This is a genomic window from Anaerotignum sp. (assembly GCF_017483025.1).
GTDB lineage: Bacteria > Bacillota > Clostridia > Lachnospirales > Anaerotignaceae > Anaerotignum_A.
Window position 1 is genome coordinate 1 of record NZ_JAFUMA010000099.1, and the last position, 15,653, is coordinate 15,653.

General features: G+C 47.9%; 15 protein-coding genes. 2 read left to right on the forward strand and 13 right to left on the reverse strand.

The window, feature by feature from the left end:
* The 12 genes from ftsY to IJ369_RS08565 form a co-directional block, all read right to left on the reverse strand.
* Positions 1–1,307 (reverse strand): signal recognition particle-docking protein FtsY (ftsY, locus tag IJ369_RS08510; RefSeq protein WP_290718104.1); only part of this gene is annotated, 1,307 nt, incomplete at its 3' end.
* A 23-nt stretch (positions 1,308–1,330) separates the two neighbouring features.
* A complete protein-coding gene (gene smc / locus IJ369_RS08515; protein ID WP_290718106.1) occupies positions 1,331–4,897 on the reverse strand; it encodes a chromosome segregation protein SMC in 3,567 nt (1,188 codons plus the stop codon).
* A 28-nt stretch (positions 4,898–4,925) separates the two neighbouring features.
* A complete protein-coding gene (locus tag IJ369_RS08520) occupies positions 4,926–6,197 on the reverse strand; it encodes a dihydroorotase (RefSeq protein ID WP_290718108.1) in 1,272 nt (423 codons plus the stop codon).
* Positions 6,194–7,123, reverse strand: a complete 930-nt coding sequence (locus tag IJ369_RS08525) for an aspartate carbamoyltransferase catalytic subunit (protein ID WP_290718110.1) — start codon at positions 7,121–7,123, stop codon at positions 6,194–6,196. The genes IJ369_RS08520 and IJ369_RS08525 overlap by 4 nt, the downstream gene beginning before the upstream one ends.
* Before the next feature lie 15 nt (positions 7,124–7,138).
* Positions 7,139–8,053, reverse strand: coding sequence for an RluA family pseudouridine synthase (locus tag IJ369_RS08530; protein ID WP_290718112.1), 915 nt, complete (start codon positions 8,051–8,053; stop codon positions 7,139–7,141).
* Between the two features lie 2 nt (positions 8,054–8,055).
* A complete protein-coding gene (lspA, locus tag IJ369_RS08535) occupies positions 8,056–8,544 on the reverse strand; it encodes a signal peptidase II (protein WP_290718114.1) in 489 nt (162 codons plus the stop codon).
* Between the two features lie 117 nt (positions 8,545–8,661).
* On the reverse strand, positions 8,662–9,141 hold the full coding sequence (locus IJ369_RS08540; protein ID WP_290718116.1) for a DivIVA domain-containing protein: 480 nt from the start codon (positions 9,139–9,141) through the stop codon (positions 8,662–8,664).
* Positions 9,142–9,153: 12 nt separating this feature from the next.
* The gene (locus IJ369_RS08545) at positions 9,154–9,945 is read right to left on the reverse strand and encodes a YlmH family RNA-binding protein (protein WP_290718118.1); all 792 of its coding nucleotides are present in this window, start codon (positions 9,943–9,945) and stop codon (positions 9,154–9,156) included.
* A 1-nt stretch (position 9,946) separates the two neighbouring features.
* On the reverse strand, positions 9,947–10,228 hold the full coding sequence (locus IJ369_RS08550; protein ID WP_290718225.1) for a YggT family protein: 282 nt from the start codon (positions 10,226–10,228) through the stop codon (positions 9,947–9,949).
* Between the two features lie 20 nt (positions 10,229–10,248).
* Complete coding sequence (locus IJ369_RS08555; RefSeq protein WP_290718120.1) at positions 10,249–10,773, reverse strand: cell division protein SepF; 525 nt, start codon at positions 10,771–10,773, stop codon at positions 10,249–10,251.
* A 31-nt stretch (positions 10,774–10,804) separates the two neighbouring features.
* Positions 10,805–11,524: a YggS family pyridoxal phosphate-dependent enzyme gene (locus tag IJ369_RS08560; RefSeq protein WP_290718122.1), complete on the reverse strand. Its 720-nt coding sequence runs from the start codon at positions 11,522–11,524 to the stop codon at positions 10,805–10,807.
* 39 nt (positions 11,525–11,563) lie between these two features.
* Positions 11,564–13,213: an HlyD family efflux transporter periplasmic adaptor subunit gene (locus tag IJ369_RS08565; protein WP_290718124.1), complete on the reverse strand. Its 1,650-nt coding sequence runs from the start codon at positions 13,211–13,213 to the stop codon at positions 11,564–11,566.
* A 214-nt stretch (positions 13,214–13,427) separates the two neighbouring features.
* Between IJ369_RS08565 and IJ369_RS08570 the strand changes: the two genes are divergently transcribed.
* A complete protein-coding gene (locus IJ369_RS08570) occupies positions 13,428–13,712 on the forward strand; it encodes a DUF4491 family protein (protein ID WP_290718126.1) in 285 nt (94 codons plus the stop codon).
* A 10-nt stretch (positions 13,713–13,722) separates the two neighbouring features.
* Positions 13,723–14,082, forward strand: a complete 360-nt coding sequence (locus IJ369_RS08575; protein ID WP_290718128.1) for an acylphosphatase — start codon at positions 13,723–13,725, stop codon at positions 14,080–14,082.
* 35 nt (positions 14,083–14,117) lie between these two features.
* Here IJ369_RS08575 and spoIVA read toward each other — a convergent pair whose 3' ends face one another.
* Complete coding sequence (gene spoIVA, locus IJ369_RS08580) at positions 14,118–15,596, reverse strand: stage IV sporulation protein A (protein WP_290718130.1); 1,479 nt, start codon at positions 15,594–15,596, stop codon at positions 14,118–14,120.
* Positions 15,597–15,653 lie beyond the last annotated feature (57 nt).

The window sequence follows — 15,653 nt, forward strand, 5'->3', positions numbered from 1 at the left end:
CCTGTGATATCAGCAACTTCCTTGAACAGCTTCGCCTGCTGCAGGGCATTCTGGCCTGTTGTCGCATCCAGCACCAGATATACTTCCTTATGGGCAGCGGGATATTCTCTCTCGATGACACGAGCGATTTTTTTCAGTTCTTCCATCAGGTTCTTTTTATTGTGAAGTCTGCCTGCTGTGTCGCAGATAAGCAGGTCTGCATTCTGTTTTCTTGCTTCATGGACCGCATCGAACACGACAGCCGCAGGGTCGGAATTTTCTTCCTGTTTGATGACAGGAACATTATTTCTTTCGCCCCAGATCTCCAGCTGATCGATGGCAGCCGCACGGAAAGTATCCGCTGCAGCCAGCATCACAGATTTGCCTTCTTCTTTATAGTTATGAGCCAGTTTACCGATGGTAGTTGTTTTACCAACGCCGTTAACACCGATTACCAACAGCACGGAAGGATTAGGCAGACTTTCTTCCTCCTCTGCGCCTTCTTCCAGAATGGCTGTAATTTCGTCGATCAGCATACCTTTGATCAAGGAAGGGTCTGTGGCATGTTCTCTTTTTACTCTCTTGCGCAGGTTTTCCACGATATCCATGGTCGTCTGCACGCCCAGATCAGCCATGATGAGGGCTTCTTCCAGTTCTTCGAAGAGGTCTTCGTCGATTTTTGTGAATGCGCCCAGAACGCCGTCTACGCCGCCGAGGATATTCTTTCTTGTTTTATCCAGACCAGCCTTCAGCTTCGCAAAAAAGCCCATTTTGGCAGGTTTTTCTTCTGCAACTTCTTCTGCAGGAGTTTCCTCCGCGGGTTCTTCTTTGTTCAGTTCTTCTGCCACTTCTTCTACCAGTTCTTCCACGAAAGCAATGGCATCTTCGTCATTATCCGCTGTGAAAACTTCACCGTCTTCCAACGCGACAACAACTTCATCATCTGCCAGAGGTTTTTCCGCCAGAATTTCACCAGCCATATCTGTCAGCTCTGCAAGAACAGCTTCCGCTTCTTCTTCGCTTTCCGCTGTCAGCAGTTCTTCGCCCTCTTCATCCACAAATTCGATTTCGATCTCGTCCTCTTCTACTGCGTCTTCCTGATACAGGATATCTTCATTGGCGCAGTCAATCTGAATTTCTTCCTCATCCATCACTTCATGGACAGCGGCATTCATATCTTTATTGCCTTCCACATCCAGAACGATTTCCTCATTCTGTGCATCTGCTTCTACTTCCACCCCGTCGATCTCCACAACGCCTTCGCGCTGCTCTTCGACCACAGGAGTTTCTTCTGCTGATTTCTTTTTGAAAAAATCAAATAAACCCATTTTTTCAATCTCCTTTAAAAAATTTATGCTGTAATACTCTGTTCCGCTTCAGAAAAGCTTACAGAGATCAATTTAGAAATACCTTTTTCCTGCATCGTCACACCATACAGCACATCCGCGTGCTCCATGGTGCCCTTTCTGTGGGTGATGACGATGAACTGTGTCTCCTCACTGAACCGCTTCAGATACTGGGCGTAGCGACTGACGTTAGCATCATCCAGCGCCGCCTCAATTTCGTCAAGAATACAGAAGGGAGAAGGTTTCATCTTCAGAATAGAGAACAGGATGGCAATTGCCGTCAATGCTCTCTCGCCGCCGGAAAGCAGCTGCATATTCTGCAGGTTTTTGCCGGGGGGCTGTGCCACGATCTCGATGGGAGATTCCAGCACATGTTCCGTATCCGTCAGTTTCAGATACGCCTTGCCACCGCCGAACATTTCCTGGAATACCTGAGAAAAGTTTTCAGAAATGACCTTGAACTGCTCTCTGAACTGTTTTTCCATCAGAGTAGAGAGTTCCTCGATGATCTGGCGCAGTTTTTCTTCCGCTTCCAAGATGTCCTCTCTCTGGGCTGTCAGGAATTCGTACCGTTCCTTGACTTCCTTATACTGCTCGATGGCACCCACATTGACATCCCCCAAAGCGCGGATGAGATTTTTCCATTCCTTGACAGGACGTTTTTCTCCGTCCTCAGGCAGATTCGCCGCATATTCCTGAGCCATGCGCAGGGTCATTTCGTATTCCTCCCACATCTGGGTGGTGATACGCTGTTTTTCCTCTTCCAGTTTTTCCTTTTTGGCGGAAATACGGAAAAGTTCGTTTTCCAGTTTATTCGCCGTTTCCTTCCATTGGGCAGCGGCTTCTTCTGCTTTCGCCGCTGTTTCAGAAGTCTGACTCTTTTCGTTTGCAGTATCATTCAACTGGTTCTGCAGGCAGTCCGCCTGCTGTGCCAAATCTGCTGCTTTCTGCTTCAGGTCTTCCTGCTGTTCCAATCGCAGGTCGGTATTCTTTTCATAGAAGGCTGCCTGTTCCGCCGCACGTTTCTGTTCTTTTTCCAGCGCCGCCGCTTCTTCCTTCAGGCGCAGCATAGTTTCTTCCATGCTGTAAACGCTCTGCCCTGCAGAGGAAAGGTCGATCTTTTTCTGAGTGATCTCTGCCATGAGGGCATCTCGTTCTTCTTTTTCGCCGCTCAGGCTGCTCTGGAAGGCTTCCAACTGTTCGTTGGCAAACTGCATGGCCTTCTGAGATTCTTCCTCTGCTTTGCGGAATTTTTCAATCTCAGCTTCTGCACCCTCCAACTGTTCCGTCAGCTGTGTTTCTTCCAGTTTCAGCAGGGAAAGTTTTTCCGCCGCTTCCTTCTGGTCTGCAAGGGTCTTGTCCTTTTCGCCGCTGCCGCTGCTCAAAGTTACCATAACCTTCTGCAGTTCCATTTTCTTATCGACAGTTTCATCCTCGATTTCCTGCAGGTCTTCATTTGCCAGCAGGAGTTTTTCCCGCAGCATGGATGCTTCGTCTGTTGCGCTCTGCAATGCCTGACGCAGATTGCGAATTTCTCTGCTTCTGCCGAAAACATGCAGGGCTTTTTTCTGGGCAGAACCACCAGTCATAGCGCCGCCGGGGTTCAGGATATCGCCCTCCAGAGTAACCAATTTATACTGATGGCGATATTTCTTCGCCAGTTGTACTGCTTTATCCAGATTCTGTACCACGATGATTCTTCCTAACAGGTTCAATGCGATCTGTCGGAATTTTTCATCGAAGGTCACCAAATCATGGGCCGTGCCGATAACGCCCACTTCCGCCATGATGGCATTCTTGCCTTCCAGAGGTCTGCCTTTGATGGCTGTCGCAGGCAGGAAAGTCGCTCTGCCTAAGTTATGCTTCTTCAAATACTGAATAGCATCCTTGGCATCTTCTTCCGTTTCTGTGACTACATTCTGCAATGCACCGCCCAAGGCCGCTTCAATAGCAGTTTCGTATTCCTCTTCCACCTTCAAGAGCTGACCAACGGCACCGCAGATACCTCTTTCCGCCGCATCATGCAGATTCAGCAGGCTCTTTACGCTATTGTAATAGCCTTCATGTTCTTTTTCCATCTCCATCAGCAAGGATAGACGAGAACGGGTTTCAGAAATCCGCTTTTCCTGTCCAGAAAGGCTGGATTCCGCCCGTTGTTTTTCCTGTGCCGCGTGTTTTCTATCCTGTTCCAGCGCATCCAATTCCTGTTCTAAGTATCGGATGTGCTCTTTTCTGTCGTTTTCCTGCTTTTCCAGCGCCTGCAGGTGGATGTCAAACTGATGCAGACGGCTTTCGTTATGTTCCTTTTCCGCCAGCAGCTGTTCCTTTCTGGAAAGGAACTGTTCCTTCATGGCTTCTCGTTTGGAAATTTCACCCTTGGCTTCTGTGCCGATTCGAATCTGTTCGAAAATTTCATCCTTGAAGGATTCCGCTTTATTTTCATCCTGCGTCAAAGCGTTGCTCAGGGAAGCGTATTTTTCTTCCAAAGCGTCCAGTTCATTCTGTCGGCGGTCCATATCCAGCTTCAGGGCTGCCATTTTGCTCTGGCAAGTCGTCTGTTCTGCTTCGTTTTCCATCTGCTTGCGGGATTTTTCCGCCATTTCTGCCTGAATACGAGAGATATTGGCTTCGTCATTGGCACGCTGTTCTTCCCTCAGGCGGATTTCCCCTTCGGTCTTTTCCATTTCCCCGCGCAATTCTGTCATTTCATCATTCTGCTGCTGCAAAAGGGCATCCAGTTCCTCAGATTTTTCCCGCAGCTGAACAGCTTTTTCCTTTTCGGTGTTACTCTTCGCAATGCTCTCTGCCATCTGTTCACTGGCTGCAGCTTCATCCTGCTCCAGTTTTTCCAACTGGGAATCGATACGTTCTGCATCCTTGCAGAAAGCCGCCGTTTCCGCCTGTTTCAGGTGTTCCTTCAGGCGCAGATATTCTTTCGCCTTTTCGCTGGCCTGTTCCAGAGGGCCTACCTGCACTTCCAGTTCCCCGATGATATCATCCACGCGGAGCAGGTTCTGCTGTTCCTTTTCCAATTTATTGACAGCTTCGTTTTTTCTTGTTTTATATTTTACGATACCCGCCGCTTCTTCGAAAATTCTACGGCGTTCATCGCCTTTTGCGCTCAAAATTTCATCGATACGCCCCTGCCCGATGATGGAATACCCCTCTCGGCCAACGCCCGTATCCATGAACAATTCCTGAATATCCTTCAGCCTGCAGGCGGTGCCATTGATGCGATATTCGCTCTCGCCGCTGCGGAACACACGTCTCGTCACCTGCACTTCGCTGTATTCCAAAGGCAGTTTACCGTCCTGATTGTCGATGAGGATGGAAACTTCCGCAAAACCCAGAGGCTTTCTGTTTTCCGTACCGGCAAAGATGATATCCTCCATCTTATCACCACGCAGACTTTTGGCACGCTGTTCCCCCAGCACCCAGCGCACCGCGTCGGAGACGTTGCTTTTGCCGCTGCCATTAGGGCCAACAACCGCCGTCACACCGGGGTTGAATTCCAGCTTCACTTTTTCAGGAAAGGATTTGAAACCCTGTAAGTCCAATCGTTTCAAATACATTCATTTACACCTCATTTGTACGTTCGGTTTAGGTCAGCAGCTTTCCGCCGACCATGGTATAAAGGACTTTTCCCCGCACTTCTTCATCGGCAAAGGGAGAAAATTTCGCCTTGGATGCAAAATGCTCGGGGTCAACGCGATGGGTCTCCATGAAATCCACCACGATGATATCGGCGTCATTTCCTTCCGCCAACATGCCCTTATTATATAATTTCAAAATTTCTGCAGGCTTTACAGCCATCATGTGGATGAGCTTTTCCACAGTGATGAACCCTTTTTCCACCAGGTGGGTATAGCTCAGGGCAAAGGCTGTTTCCAAAGAGGAAATGCCATAAGCCGCAGTATCGAATTCTTTTTCTTTTTCTGTTCTGTTTGTGGGGCTGTGACCGGAAGCAATCACATCGATGGTGCCGTCTACGATGCCCTCTATAATAGCGAATACGTCCTCCTTCGTTCTAAGGGGAGGGTTCACCTTCGCCAGCGTATTATAATCACCAACGGCTTCTTCCGTCAGGATGAAGTAATGGGGGCATGTTTCGCAGGTCACCTGTACCCCTCTGCCCTTTGCTTCACGGATCAGCTGCACGGAACCCTTGGTGCTGATGTGAGCCAGATGAAGCCTTGCCCCTGTGCGTTCCGCCAAAATCAAGTTGCGGGCAACGATGACTTCCTCCGCATCTCTGGGCATCCCCGTCAGGCCAAGGCAGGCCGCCGTATAGCCTTCGTTCATAACCCCCTTGCCGGAAAGGCCCCTGTCTTCACAATGGGTGATAACGGGCAAATCAAACATTTTCGCATAAATCATGATATTTCTCAGAAAAGATGCGGAATCTGTAAACTCATCCCCATCGGAAATACCAACGATACCCGCATCATACATTTCCCCGATCTCTGCCATTTCTTTACCCTCGCAGCCAACAGACATGCTGCCGTAAGGATGGATATTCACGGAAGATTTCTCTTTTGCCTTGGAAACGATGTATTCCACTACAGTCTTATTGTCGATGACAGGGCTGGTGTTAGGTTCACAGGTGATTGTCGTAAAACCACCGCGCAAAGCAGCGCGGGAAACCGTTGCAATATCCTCAATATATTCCTGACCGGGGTCGCAGATATTACAATGCATATCAATGAGGCCTGGCAAAACAGCATGTCCGCCTACATTCAGCACCTTTGCTCCTTCCACCTCAATATTCAGGCCAATCTTTTCAATGATACCATTTTCTACATAGATATCATGGAGCAGTTCTTTATCATGGGAAGTTGCAAGGATACGGCAGTTTTTCAAAATGGTTTTCATTTCCAAGCACCTCCCACCTGAGAAAGGATATAATACATGGCCATGCGCACCGCAACAGAGTTGGCGATCTGGTCATTGATGATACACTGCTTACCGTCGATAACACCGGGAGAAATCTCGATGCCTCTCTGGATGGGGCCGGGATGCATAACAATGGCATCCTTTTTCGCATATTTCAACAGATTTTCATCGATACGGAAGAATCTCTTATATTCATCCAGGGAAGGCAGGAAAGTTTTATCCTGGGTCTCCAGACGCATGCGGGTCGTCAGAATAACATCCGCATTATTCACCGCTTCTCTGGCATCGTAATACATATTTACACCAAATTTTTCAATATCAGGCAGCATCAGCGTAGGCGGGCCGGAAACAGAAACCTCTGCCCCCAGTTTTGTCAGCCCCCAGATATTGCTTTTGGACACACGACTATGGATCAGATCCCCGATCATGGCAACCTTCAGCCCTTCAAAGCCGCCCTTCTGCTCTTTGATGGTCAGAAGATCCAGCAGAGACTGACCAGGGTTTTCATTAAAGCCATCCCCCGCATTGATGACAGATGCTTCCACACAATCCGCCAGCAATCTGGGTGCGCCGGCCATGGGATGACGCAGGATAATAAAATCCGCCCCCATCTGGTCGATCAGCTGCCCCATATCCTGCAGGCTTTCCTTTTCGATGGAATGGATGGAGTTGGTCATATCGATCACATTGGCACTCAGATGTTGGGCCGCCAGTTCATAAGCCAGTTTTGCACGGGCGCTCTGTTCATAGAACAGCATAATGACAGATTTTCCCAACAGATGGGGTGTTTTCTTATCTTTCTGATTCAGGATGTATTTCATCGTCTCAGCCGTGCCAAGGATATAGCGGATATCATCCGCGCTCATATCCCGCAGGCCAAAAAAATCTTTCTTTGTCAGTGGCATGTTGTTTCCTCCCACTTATTTACGCAGTCGTTCCAGCAATGCTTCGAAATAAGGCGGCAAAGGCGCCTCAAATTCCAGATATTCCCCTGTTCTGGGGTGAATAAAGCCCAATACCCGGGCATGGAGAGCCTGTCCTTCCAGCTGGATGGGCTGTTTTTTGGGACCATAAACAGGGTCGCCCAGAAGAGGATGGCCGATATAGGTCATATGAACACGGATCTGGTGTGTTCTGCCTGTTTCCAGCTGCGCTTCAATGAGCGTAAATTTCTCCATTCTTTCAATGACACGGTAATGGGTCACTGCATGGCGGCTATGTTTTTCTGTTACCGCCATTTTCTTTCTGTCCTGAGGATTTCTGCCGATGGGCTTGTCCACCGTGCCTTCATTCTCCGTAAAACCGTTATAAACCACGGCATTATATTTTCTCGTAATGCTGTGTTCTGCTAACTGGGCTGCCAGAGACTGATGGGCCATATCGTTTTTGGCGATCATCAAAACACCGGAAGTATCTTTATCGATGCGGTGAACGATGCCGGGGCGTTTTTCCCCGTTGATGCCGCTCAGATCATCGCCGCAATGGAACATCAGGGCATTGACCAAAGTGCCGCTGGTATGGCCAGGGGCAGGATGCACCACCATACCCTGTGGCTTATTCACCACGATCACGTCTTCATCCTCATATAAAATATCCAGAGGGATATCCTCCGGCAAAATTTCCACTTCTTTCACTTCGGGAACCTGCACATCGATGATGTCTTTTTCCCGCAGCTTATAATTTGCTTTTGTCTTTCCGCCGTTCAGGGTGATATGCCCTTCATCGATGAGCTTCTGCACCCCGCTGCGGGAAAGATTTTCCATATTTTCGGCAAGGAACACGTCAATTCTTGTACCAACATCTTCCTTTTCCGCCCCAAAAGTAAAGTAATCCATACTCATTCATCCTTTTTCTTTTTCAAAGAAAGGTCTTCGTCCTTCACGACAAACAAAACAAGGAATGTCATCAGGATGACCCCTACGACCACATAGATATCTGCCACGTTGAACACAGGCCATTCAAAAAACGTAAATTCAAAAAAATCCACCACATAGCCGCGGAACACACGGTCAATGATGTTGCCGATGGCACCGGAAAGCACCAAAATCAAAGAAAATCTGACAGGCACATATTCTTTTTTCCTAGGCAATGTATGATAGAAATAAATCAGGCCAACAGCGATCACGCCTGTCAGCAGCAGAATGAACCATCTCTGTCCGGAAAACATTCCAAAGGCTACCCCTCTGTTTTCCACGAAAGTTAAGTCCATAAAGCCTTCCACCAGGGTCATGTTGTGGATAGGCTTCAGGCTCGCCAATGCCCAAAGCTTCGTCCCCTGGTCTAATAAGATCAAAGCCACTACTGCAATAATGGGAAGTAAATTCAAACAAATCACCCCTAAAATTTTATATTTTTCAGGGATAAACTGTTTATCCCCGAACGCAAAACGAGCCACGGCTAGAAAAATGCAATTTTGCATTTCCCCTCCGCAGCTTGTTCATTCTTATTTTATTTCCTGTGCGTTTGCTTCTTTTTCTGCCAGGATCTCACCTTTATCCAGCAGTTCGATTTCTGCGTAAAGCAGCAGTTTCACTCTTGTTTTCATCAGTTCGTAGCGGTTTTCCAGCGCCGCGATTTCCTGTTCCAGTTCGTAAGATTTTGTTCTTGCGGCGGAAAGGATATCCTGCGCCTGCTGCTTCGCTTCTTTGATGATGGCATCTGCTTCTGTTTTTGCTGCCGCCTTTGTTTCTTCTGCAGCGGCCTCCGCAAAGCTCAGTGTGCGCTCGATGGATTTTTCGAGATTTTTCAACCGGTCTGTGTCCTCAACCACTGCTTCTACTTTTGTTCTTTCTCTCAGGCTTTCTTTGTACAGCTTTTCATAGTCCTCGTAGATGTCATCCAGGAATGTATCTACTTCTTCGGGAGAATAGCCGACTGCTACCTTTTTAAAGTCCTTGGTCGCGATATCATTGGGTGTGATCACGAAAAACCCTCCTTACACATATTTTTCGATTTCCAATCCGATTCTGTCTTTCTTGGTCTTCCCGCCAATGCTTTTGATGCGAAAACGCCCAAAGCCCCGCAGGGATACCATGTCCCCTTCCTTTAACTGATGGGACGTATTTGTTACGATGTTCCAATTCACCTGTGCCTTTTCCGCACCGATAAGGGTCTGCACCTTCCCCCTTGCCAGGTTGAAGGCTTCCCCCGCCACGGCATCCAGCCGCATGGAAGCCACCGTTAATCTCTTTGTTTCTGTCTGTCGCTGAGGGATCGCCTCTGCTCCCTCCGTCTCCTCCGCCACCACGGCAGTTTTGGAGACCTGCTCCAGCACAGCAGTTATGTAGGGCGAAATTTCTTCCGCCACAAAGCAGACTGCGGTATCCTCCGCCACCAGAATATCGCCCACCTTGCCGCGGTCGATACCCAGCCCGAGGATAGAGCCAAGATAATCCCTGTGGCTCAGATCTGCCTGTCCGAATTTTTTGCTTTTTCTTCTAATTTTGATGATTTTAATGGGGAAATCCTCTTCGGAAAGTTCTTCTTCCGCCAAGGAAAAACCCATCATCTGTCGTTCACAGTCCTCCGTGCCGCCAAAAAGGGTCACATTCAATTCACGAATGCCACGAAGCCGCTCCGCAAAACGGGCACACTTTGCCCTGTCCATAAAGTCTGTGAAAGCAGGCTGTCTGCGTTTCATGCTGAATAATGCCTGATCCAGTGCCTTCGCGAACAGCAGTCGTTCTTCCCCTTCCGGTACGCTTCTCAGCAATGCCTGTCTGTCCATATCAGAAGACCATCTGCACCGCCGCTACCAGCAGGCTCTGTACCAGTCGCATCAGGATCAGTGCAAAGATAGGAGAAAAATCCAGACCCATGCCGCCGCCGATGGGAGATTTATCGACCATATTTCTCACAGGTCCCAGAATGGGTTCTGTCATGTTATACAGAAAACGGCCAATGGCATTGTTATACCCCATAGGGAACCAGGAAAGAATGATACGCACAAAGATGAGGATCTCCAAAAGATAAAAGAAATACCCCAATGCCTGTGTCAATAACAATTCCATATTCAATCTATATGACCACCTTATCTAGCGCTTGTGCCGTTCATCCAGGGCAGCAGAACGCCTTTTGTTTTTAATTCTTCTTTAAAATCACCGGAAATATCCACATTTTCGGGAGCGATGATAAAAATATTATTTGCAACACGCTGGATGGAGCCTTCCAGAGAGTAGCATGTGCCGCTCAGGAAGTCCATGATACGCTGTGCAACGGGATATTCTACTTTTTCCAGATTTACTACTACGGGACGTTTTGTTTTGATCTGATCACAGATTTCCTGTGCATCTTCGTAACATTCAGGTTTGATGATCACTACCTGCATCTGTACATTTGTATTCACGCTGTAGATCTGAGGATTGTTGTTGTTTTTCGCAGAAGATTTACGGGGTGCAGGTGTATAATCTGCACTTGTATCTCTCAGGCCGTAGCTGGGAGCAGGAGATTCTCTTACGGGCGCGGGCGCAGCCACATAATCATCTTCATAGTAATCGTCATCGTCTTCATATTCGCTAAACATCAAATCTTTCATTTTGTCAAAAATCTTAGCCACAGTATGTTCCTCCTAAGCTGTTCTCTATTTCTCATCCTTTGTTGGGATAATATCTTTCACCAAAAATACCTGTGCCGACACGGACGATGGTAGCGCCTTCTTCGATGGCAACTTCATAGTCTCCTGTCATGCCCATGGACAATGTATCCATCTTTATATTATCAATTTTTTTACCGTTCATGTCAACCAGTAATTCTCTCATTTGACGGAAAACTTCCCTGTTTTCTTCCTGATTTTCAACAAAAGGTGCAACTGTCATCAGACCGCGCACACGAATGTGTTCCATTTTGGAAATCTCTCTCAATAAGGCTTCTGTCTCTTCAGGCTTTACACCGAATTTACTTTCTTCGCCGCCCATGTTTACTTCAATCAGGATATCCATCACAACATCCTTCTGGGCAGCACGTTTTTCGATTTCTTCTGCCAGCTTCAGGCTTTCTACGGAATGGATCATATCTACCTTGTCGATGATGTATTTTACTTTATTTGTCTGCAGCTGGCCGATCAGATGCCAGTGGATACGGTCACCTTCAGGGGCATATACCATCATGGGTTCATATTTTTCCATGATCTCCTGCACCTTGTTTTCCCCCAGAGAAACACAGCCCGCCTGTACCGCTTCACCGATCAGTTCTACGGGTTTTGTTTTGCTTACCGCCAGCAGAAGAACATCCTCTGCCTTTCTGCCGCTTTTTTCCGCAGCAGCTGCGATCTTCGCTTCTACTTCTCTGATATTTTCAGCTACACTCATTTTAAATTGCCTTCTTTCCTAAATTTTTTATTCCAAGCATCAATAGATGCTGTCACCTTCATTGATATTCTTTGCATCAGAAACGATGGTATCGTAGGGCTGCAGGCCTGTGATGCTGCCCGCCTTCACGATAGCGTATTCCTGATTCTGCTCGATAATATCGATGACAACGAAATTCGCCACAGAACTATTGGCTACATAGACCCCCGCATGAGGTTCCAGTTCAGAAAGCGTATATTGTTTTGCTTCTTCCCCCGTGCCCTGCATGATGATATCACCCAGTTTCAGAGAACCATTGTCCTGTTCGATATAAACAGACTCCTCATCGCTGGCTACGGCTGTCAGATCAATAAACTTGGTCTTTTCACCGCTCACCAGCAGGACGCCTGTATTGCCCATGCTTTCCGTCAGACAGGTTCTGGGAATCTTCATCAGGGATTTTTCTACGATGGCGCCATTAGGGATCTTCAGCCCTTCCGATACTGCCCCCTCCAGGCTGAAGGAAGCCGTTCTGCTTTCCATAAATTCTTCCATGTGTTCATAGCTGGAGAAAACGACCTTCGTCTCTTTTTCCCCCGCATCCAGGGATTCGATCAAAGTGTTGATCCGGAAAGTGTCTTCTTCCGTCATCACATTCAGCACCTTGCCCGTCTGGGGCTCCCAGCCGGCAACCGCTGTATTGGGCAGATATGCAACGATATACCATTTATTGCTTTCCACGATTTTAAAGAGAGGGTCGCCTTCCTGTACGCCCTTCGCCTTGGAAATATACTGGGTCTTGCTGCTGCCGATCTGCTTTTCTGTTACTTCCGCTGCCATATCGGGATGCAATGTTTCTTCCAAGCCATCATAAGTCAGGCAGAGGACACCCGCTTCCCCGGCGGTGATAGCACTCTGGCTCTGGGCCAACTGCTGTTCATAGATATTCTTTTCTTCTGTCAGCTGAGAAAGGCTTTCCACATTTTCCGTCAGCCAGATCTCATTTCTCTGATCCATGAAAGAAGTCACCTGGCTCTTCATGGTGTACATGTAAGAGAGGTTCGACTTCATGGCACGGCCGGAATAAGCATCCACTGTGCGGGTCACATTATCCTCCAGTCGGGAAATATCCTCGGAGAACGCAGAAAGATCTGTTCTCGTTTTCTGGCTTTTCAGGATATCCTTGTCGATCTGATCCAGCTTGCTTTCCAGTTTATCTGTGGAATCCGTATCCTTGACCACGCAGGCAACCGCTCCCTTGGGCACATAATCCCCCTGAGAAAACTGATAAAAGGGCTGCCCCGCCCGGGTACTGGTCACCAGATATTCATCGCGCAGAATCAAGCCCGTATAGATCTCCGGTGTATCAATGGTGCCATAAGCAACCGTTTCCACATCGATATCAGAACGCTTGGCCATCAGGTTGCCGATCTGCCCCACCAGATAAATGGCGATGATAGCAAATACGATCAAAGGCATGATCATATGGTTACTCTTTTTTCTTTTTCTGTTCTTTTTTTTCGGCACAGGTGCGTTCTGATAGTATCCATTCTGGTACTGCTGTCGCTCTCTTGCCTGCATTGCCTCCTGCGCCTGTCGCCTCTGCCGTTCCTGCTGGAGACTGTAAACATTGTCTCTGGTCGGGTAGCGGCTGGCGGGCGCTTCCTGTCGGGGAGGTCTTTTTCTATTCCCTGAGGAACCTTTTTTCATGGGAATCCTCCTGTTCATTCCTTTTACTTTTCCATACTGCTGGCATGATACCATAGTATCGTTTTATTATAATACATTTTTCCAGAAACGCAAACCCCAAAGCCCAACTTGTTTCACTAAAAATATTCTTTTTTCAAAAGGCGGATGACAAATCCCGTCCTTCTTTGTATAATTGAAGAAACATTGGAAAAAATTTCTTTTACAGGAGGTTCCCATGCAGTTGAAAGGTATCTCTATCGGCCTGATTTCTTTTCTTTCCATTGGGCTGTTTCACCCTATCGTTATCAAAAGCGAATATTATTTCTCTAAAAACATCTGGCCTGTTTTCGGCATTTTCGGCGCCATTATGCTGGCTGTTTCCGCAAAGCTGAAAAATATCATCGCCAGTGCAGGCTGTGCTGTCATCGGCATGTCCTCCCTCTGGAGCATCAAGGAATTATTTGAACAGGAACAACGCGTAGCTAAAGGCTGGTTTCCGAAAAACCCCAATCGTAAATGAGGTGATCCCCATGAGACCTATCGATAAATTCAAAAAAGTAAGAGATGATTATGTCATCAACCAGGTAGCAAAAATCAAACTGCCCGATTTTGAGGAGGACCGCTTCGTCCGCCGCCATATCACCTTCAGCGGGCGTGTGCAGCATGTAGGTTTCCGCCTGGAGATCGAACAGCTGGCAAAAAAACTGGAGCTGACAGGCTGGGTGAAAAACATGGAAAACGGCGATGTTGCGGCTGAATTTCAGGGCTTTGAAAGCCGCATCCGCTTTCTGCTAAAATTTATGTGTTCCCTGAAGCGCATCAAAATCAAAAAAATGGAAAATAAACCTAAATCCCTGAAACAGGATGAAACGGAATTTCTGATCATCTAAAGTAAAAAAGCGACCTTTCGGTCGCTTTCTTTTTTTCAAAGAATAATGCAGATCAATCCGCCACTGCCCTCATTGACGATCTTCTGCAATGTCTCCTGCAGCTTCATCTGGGCATCTTCAGGCATACGATAGATCTTATTCTGCATGCCATCGCTGACCATAGAACTCAATGTCCGTCCGAAAATGTTCAGATCCCAGATTTTTTCCGGTTCTTCCTCATAATCGGAGATCAGATGATCGATGAATTCTCTGGACTGCTCCTCGTTGCCGATGATAGGAGAAACTTCCGTTTCCACATCCGCCTTGATGAGGTGGATAGATTCCCCTTTCGCCCGCAGCTTGATGCCGTAGCGGCTGCCTTGTTTGAACACTTCCGGTTTCTCCAGCATAATTTCCTCAAATACAGGCGTCACCACGCCATAACCCTTCCGCCGCACATCATTCAGCGCGGTGGCGATCTTATCATACTCCTGCTTCGTTTCAGAAAGCATCTTGATGGTGTTGATAAGAGCATAATCATTTTCAATGGGCATATCCACTGTTTCGCTCAAAATCTGATAGAAGAGACCATCATCAAAATTTAAGGCAATATCCGCCGCTCCTTCCCCGGGGAGGATATGGTCGGTATAGGCTTTTTTCAGGAAATCTGCATCCGCCAGAGCGCTGATAGCCGTTTCCACATCTGCCAGCTTATTTGCTTTTTCCATCACGCCCTTCAAAACGGAGATCATCCCCTGCTTCAGCCAGTGATCCTGTTCCAGAGTTTCCACCCAGCCGGGGAAGAAAAACCGCAGCTCACGAATGGGGAACTGGTAGAGCATCTGCTCCAGAATCTTTCGGATGTCCTCTGCTTTCAGCTGCGCCGCATTCACCGCCAGCACGGGTACACCGTATCTTTCTTCCATTTCTGCCCGCAAAGCCTGTGTACCGTCGCTGTAAGGCGTTGCCGTGTTCAGCAGGATGATAAAAGGTTTGCCCAGCTCCTGCAATTCCTCGATCACCCGTGCTTCCGCTTCTTCGTAATTTTCTCTGGGCAGTTCTGTTACGCTGCCATCCGTTGTCACCACCATGCCGATAGTGGAATGGTCAGTGATAACTTTTTTCGTCCCCATTTCCGCCGCTTCCCGAAAAGGCATAGCATTTTCCGACCAGGGGGTATGTACCATACGGGGCATGTCTCCGTCCATATGGCCTTCCGCACCGGGCACAAGATAGCCCACGCAATCGATCATCCGTACCTTTACGTCTGCATTTTCCCCCAGAGAAATTTCCACCGCTTCATTGGGAACGAATTTCGGTTCTGTCGTCATGATGGTCCTGCCTGTGGCAGACTGGGGCAGTTCGTCCTTTGCCCGTTCTCTGGTATAGGTGTTGGCGATATTCGGCAGAACGAGCAAGTCCATAAACCGCTTGATAAACGTGGACTTACCTGTACGTACGGGGCCTACTACGCCGATGTAGATATCGCCCCCTGTCCGTTCCGCAATGTCCTGATAAATATCAAATTTTTCCATCTTGATTCCTCCGTTTCTCTTGCAATCGTATCCATACAATGATAACTATGCCGTAAA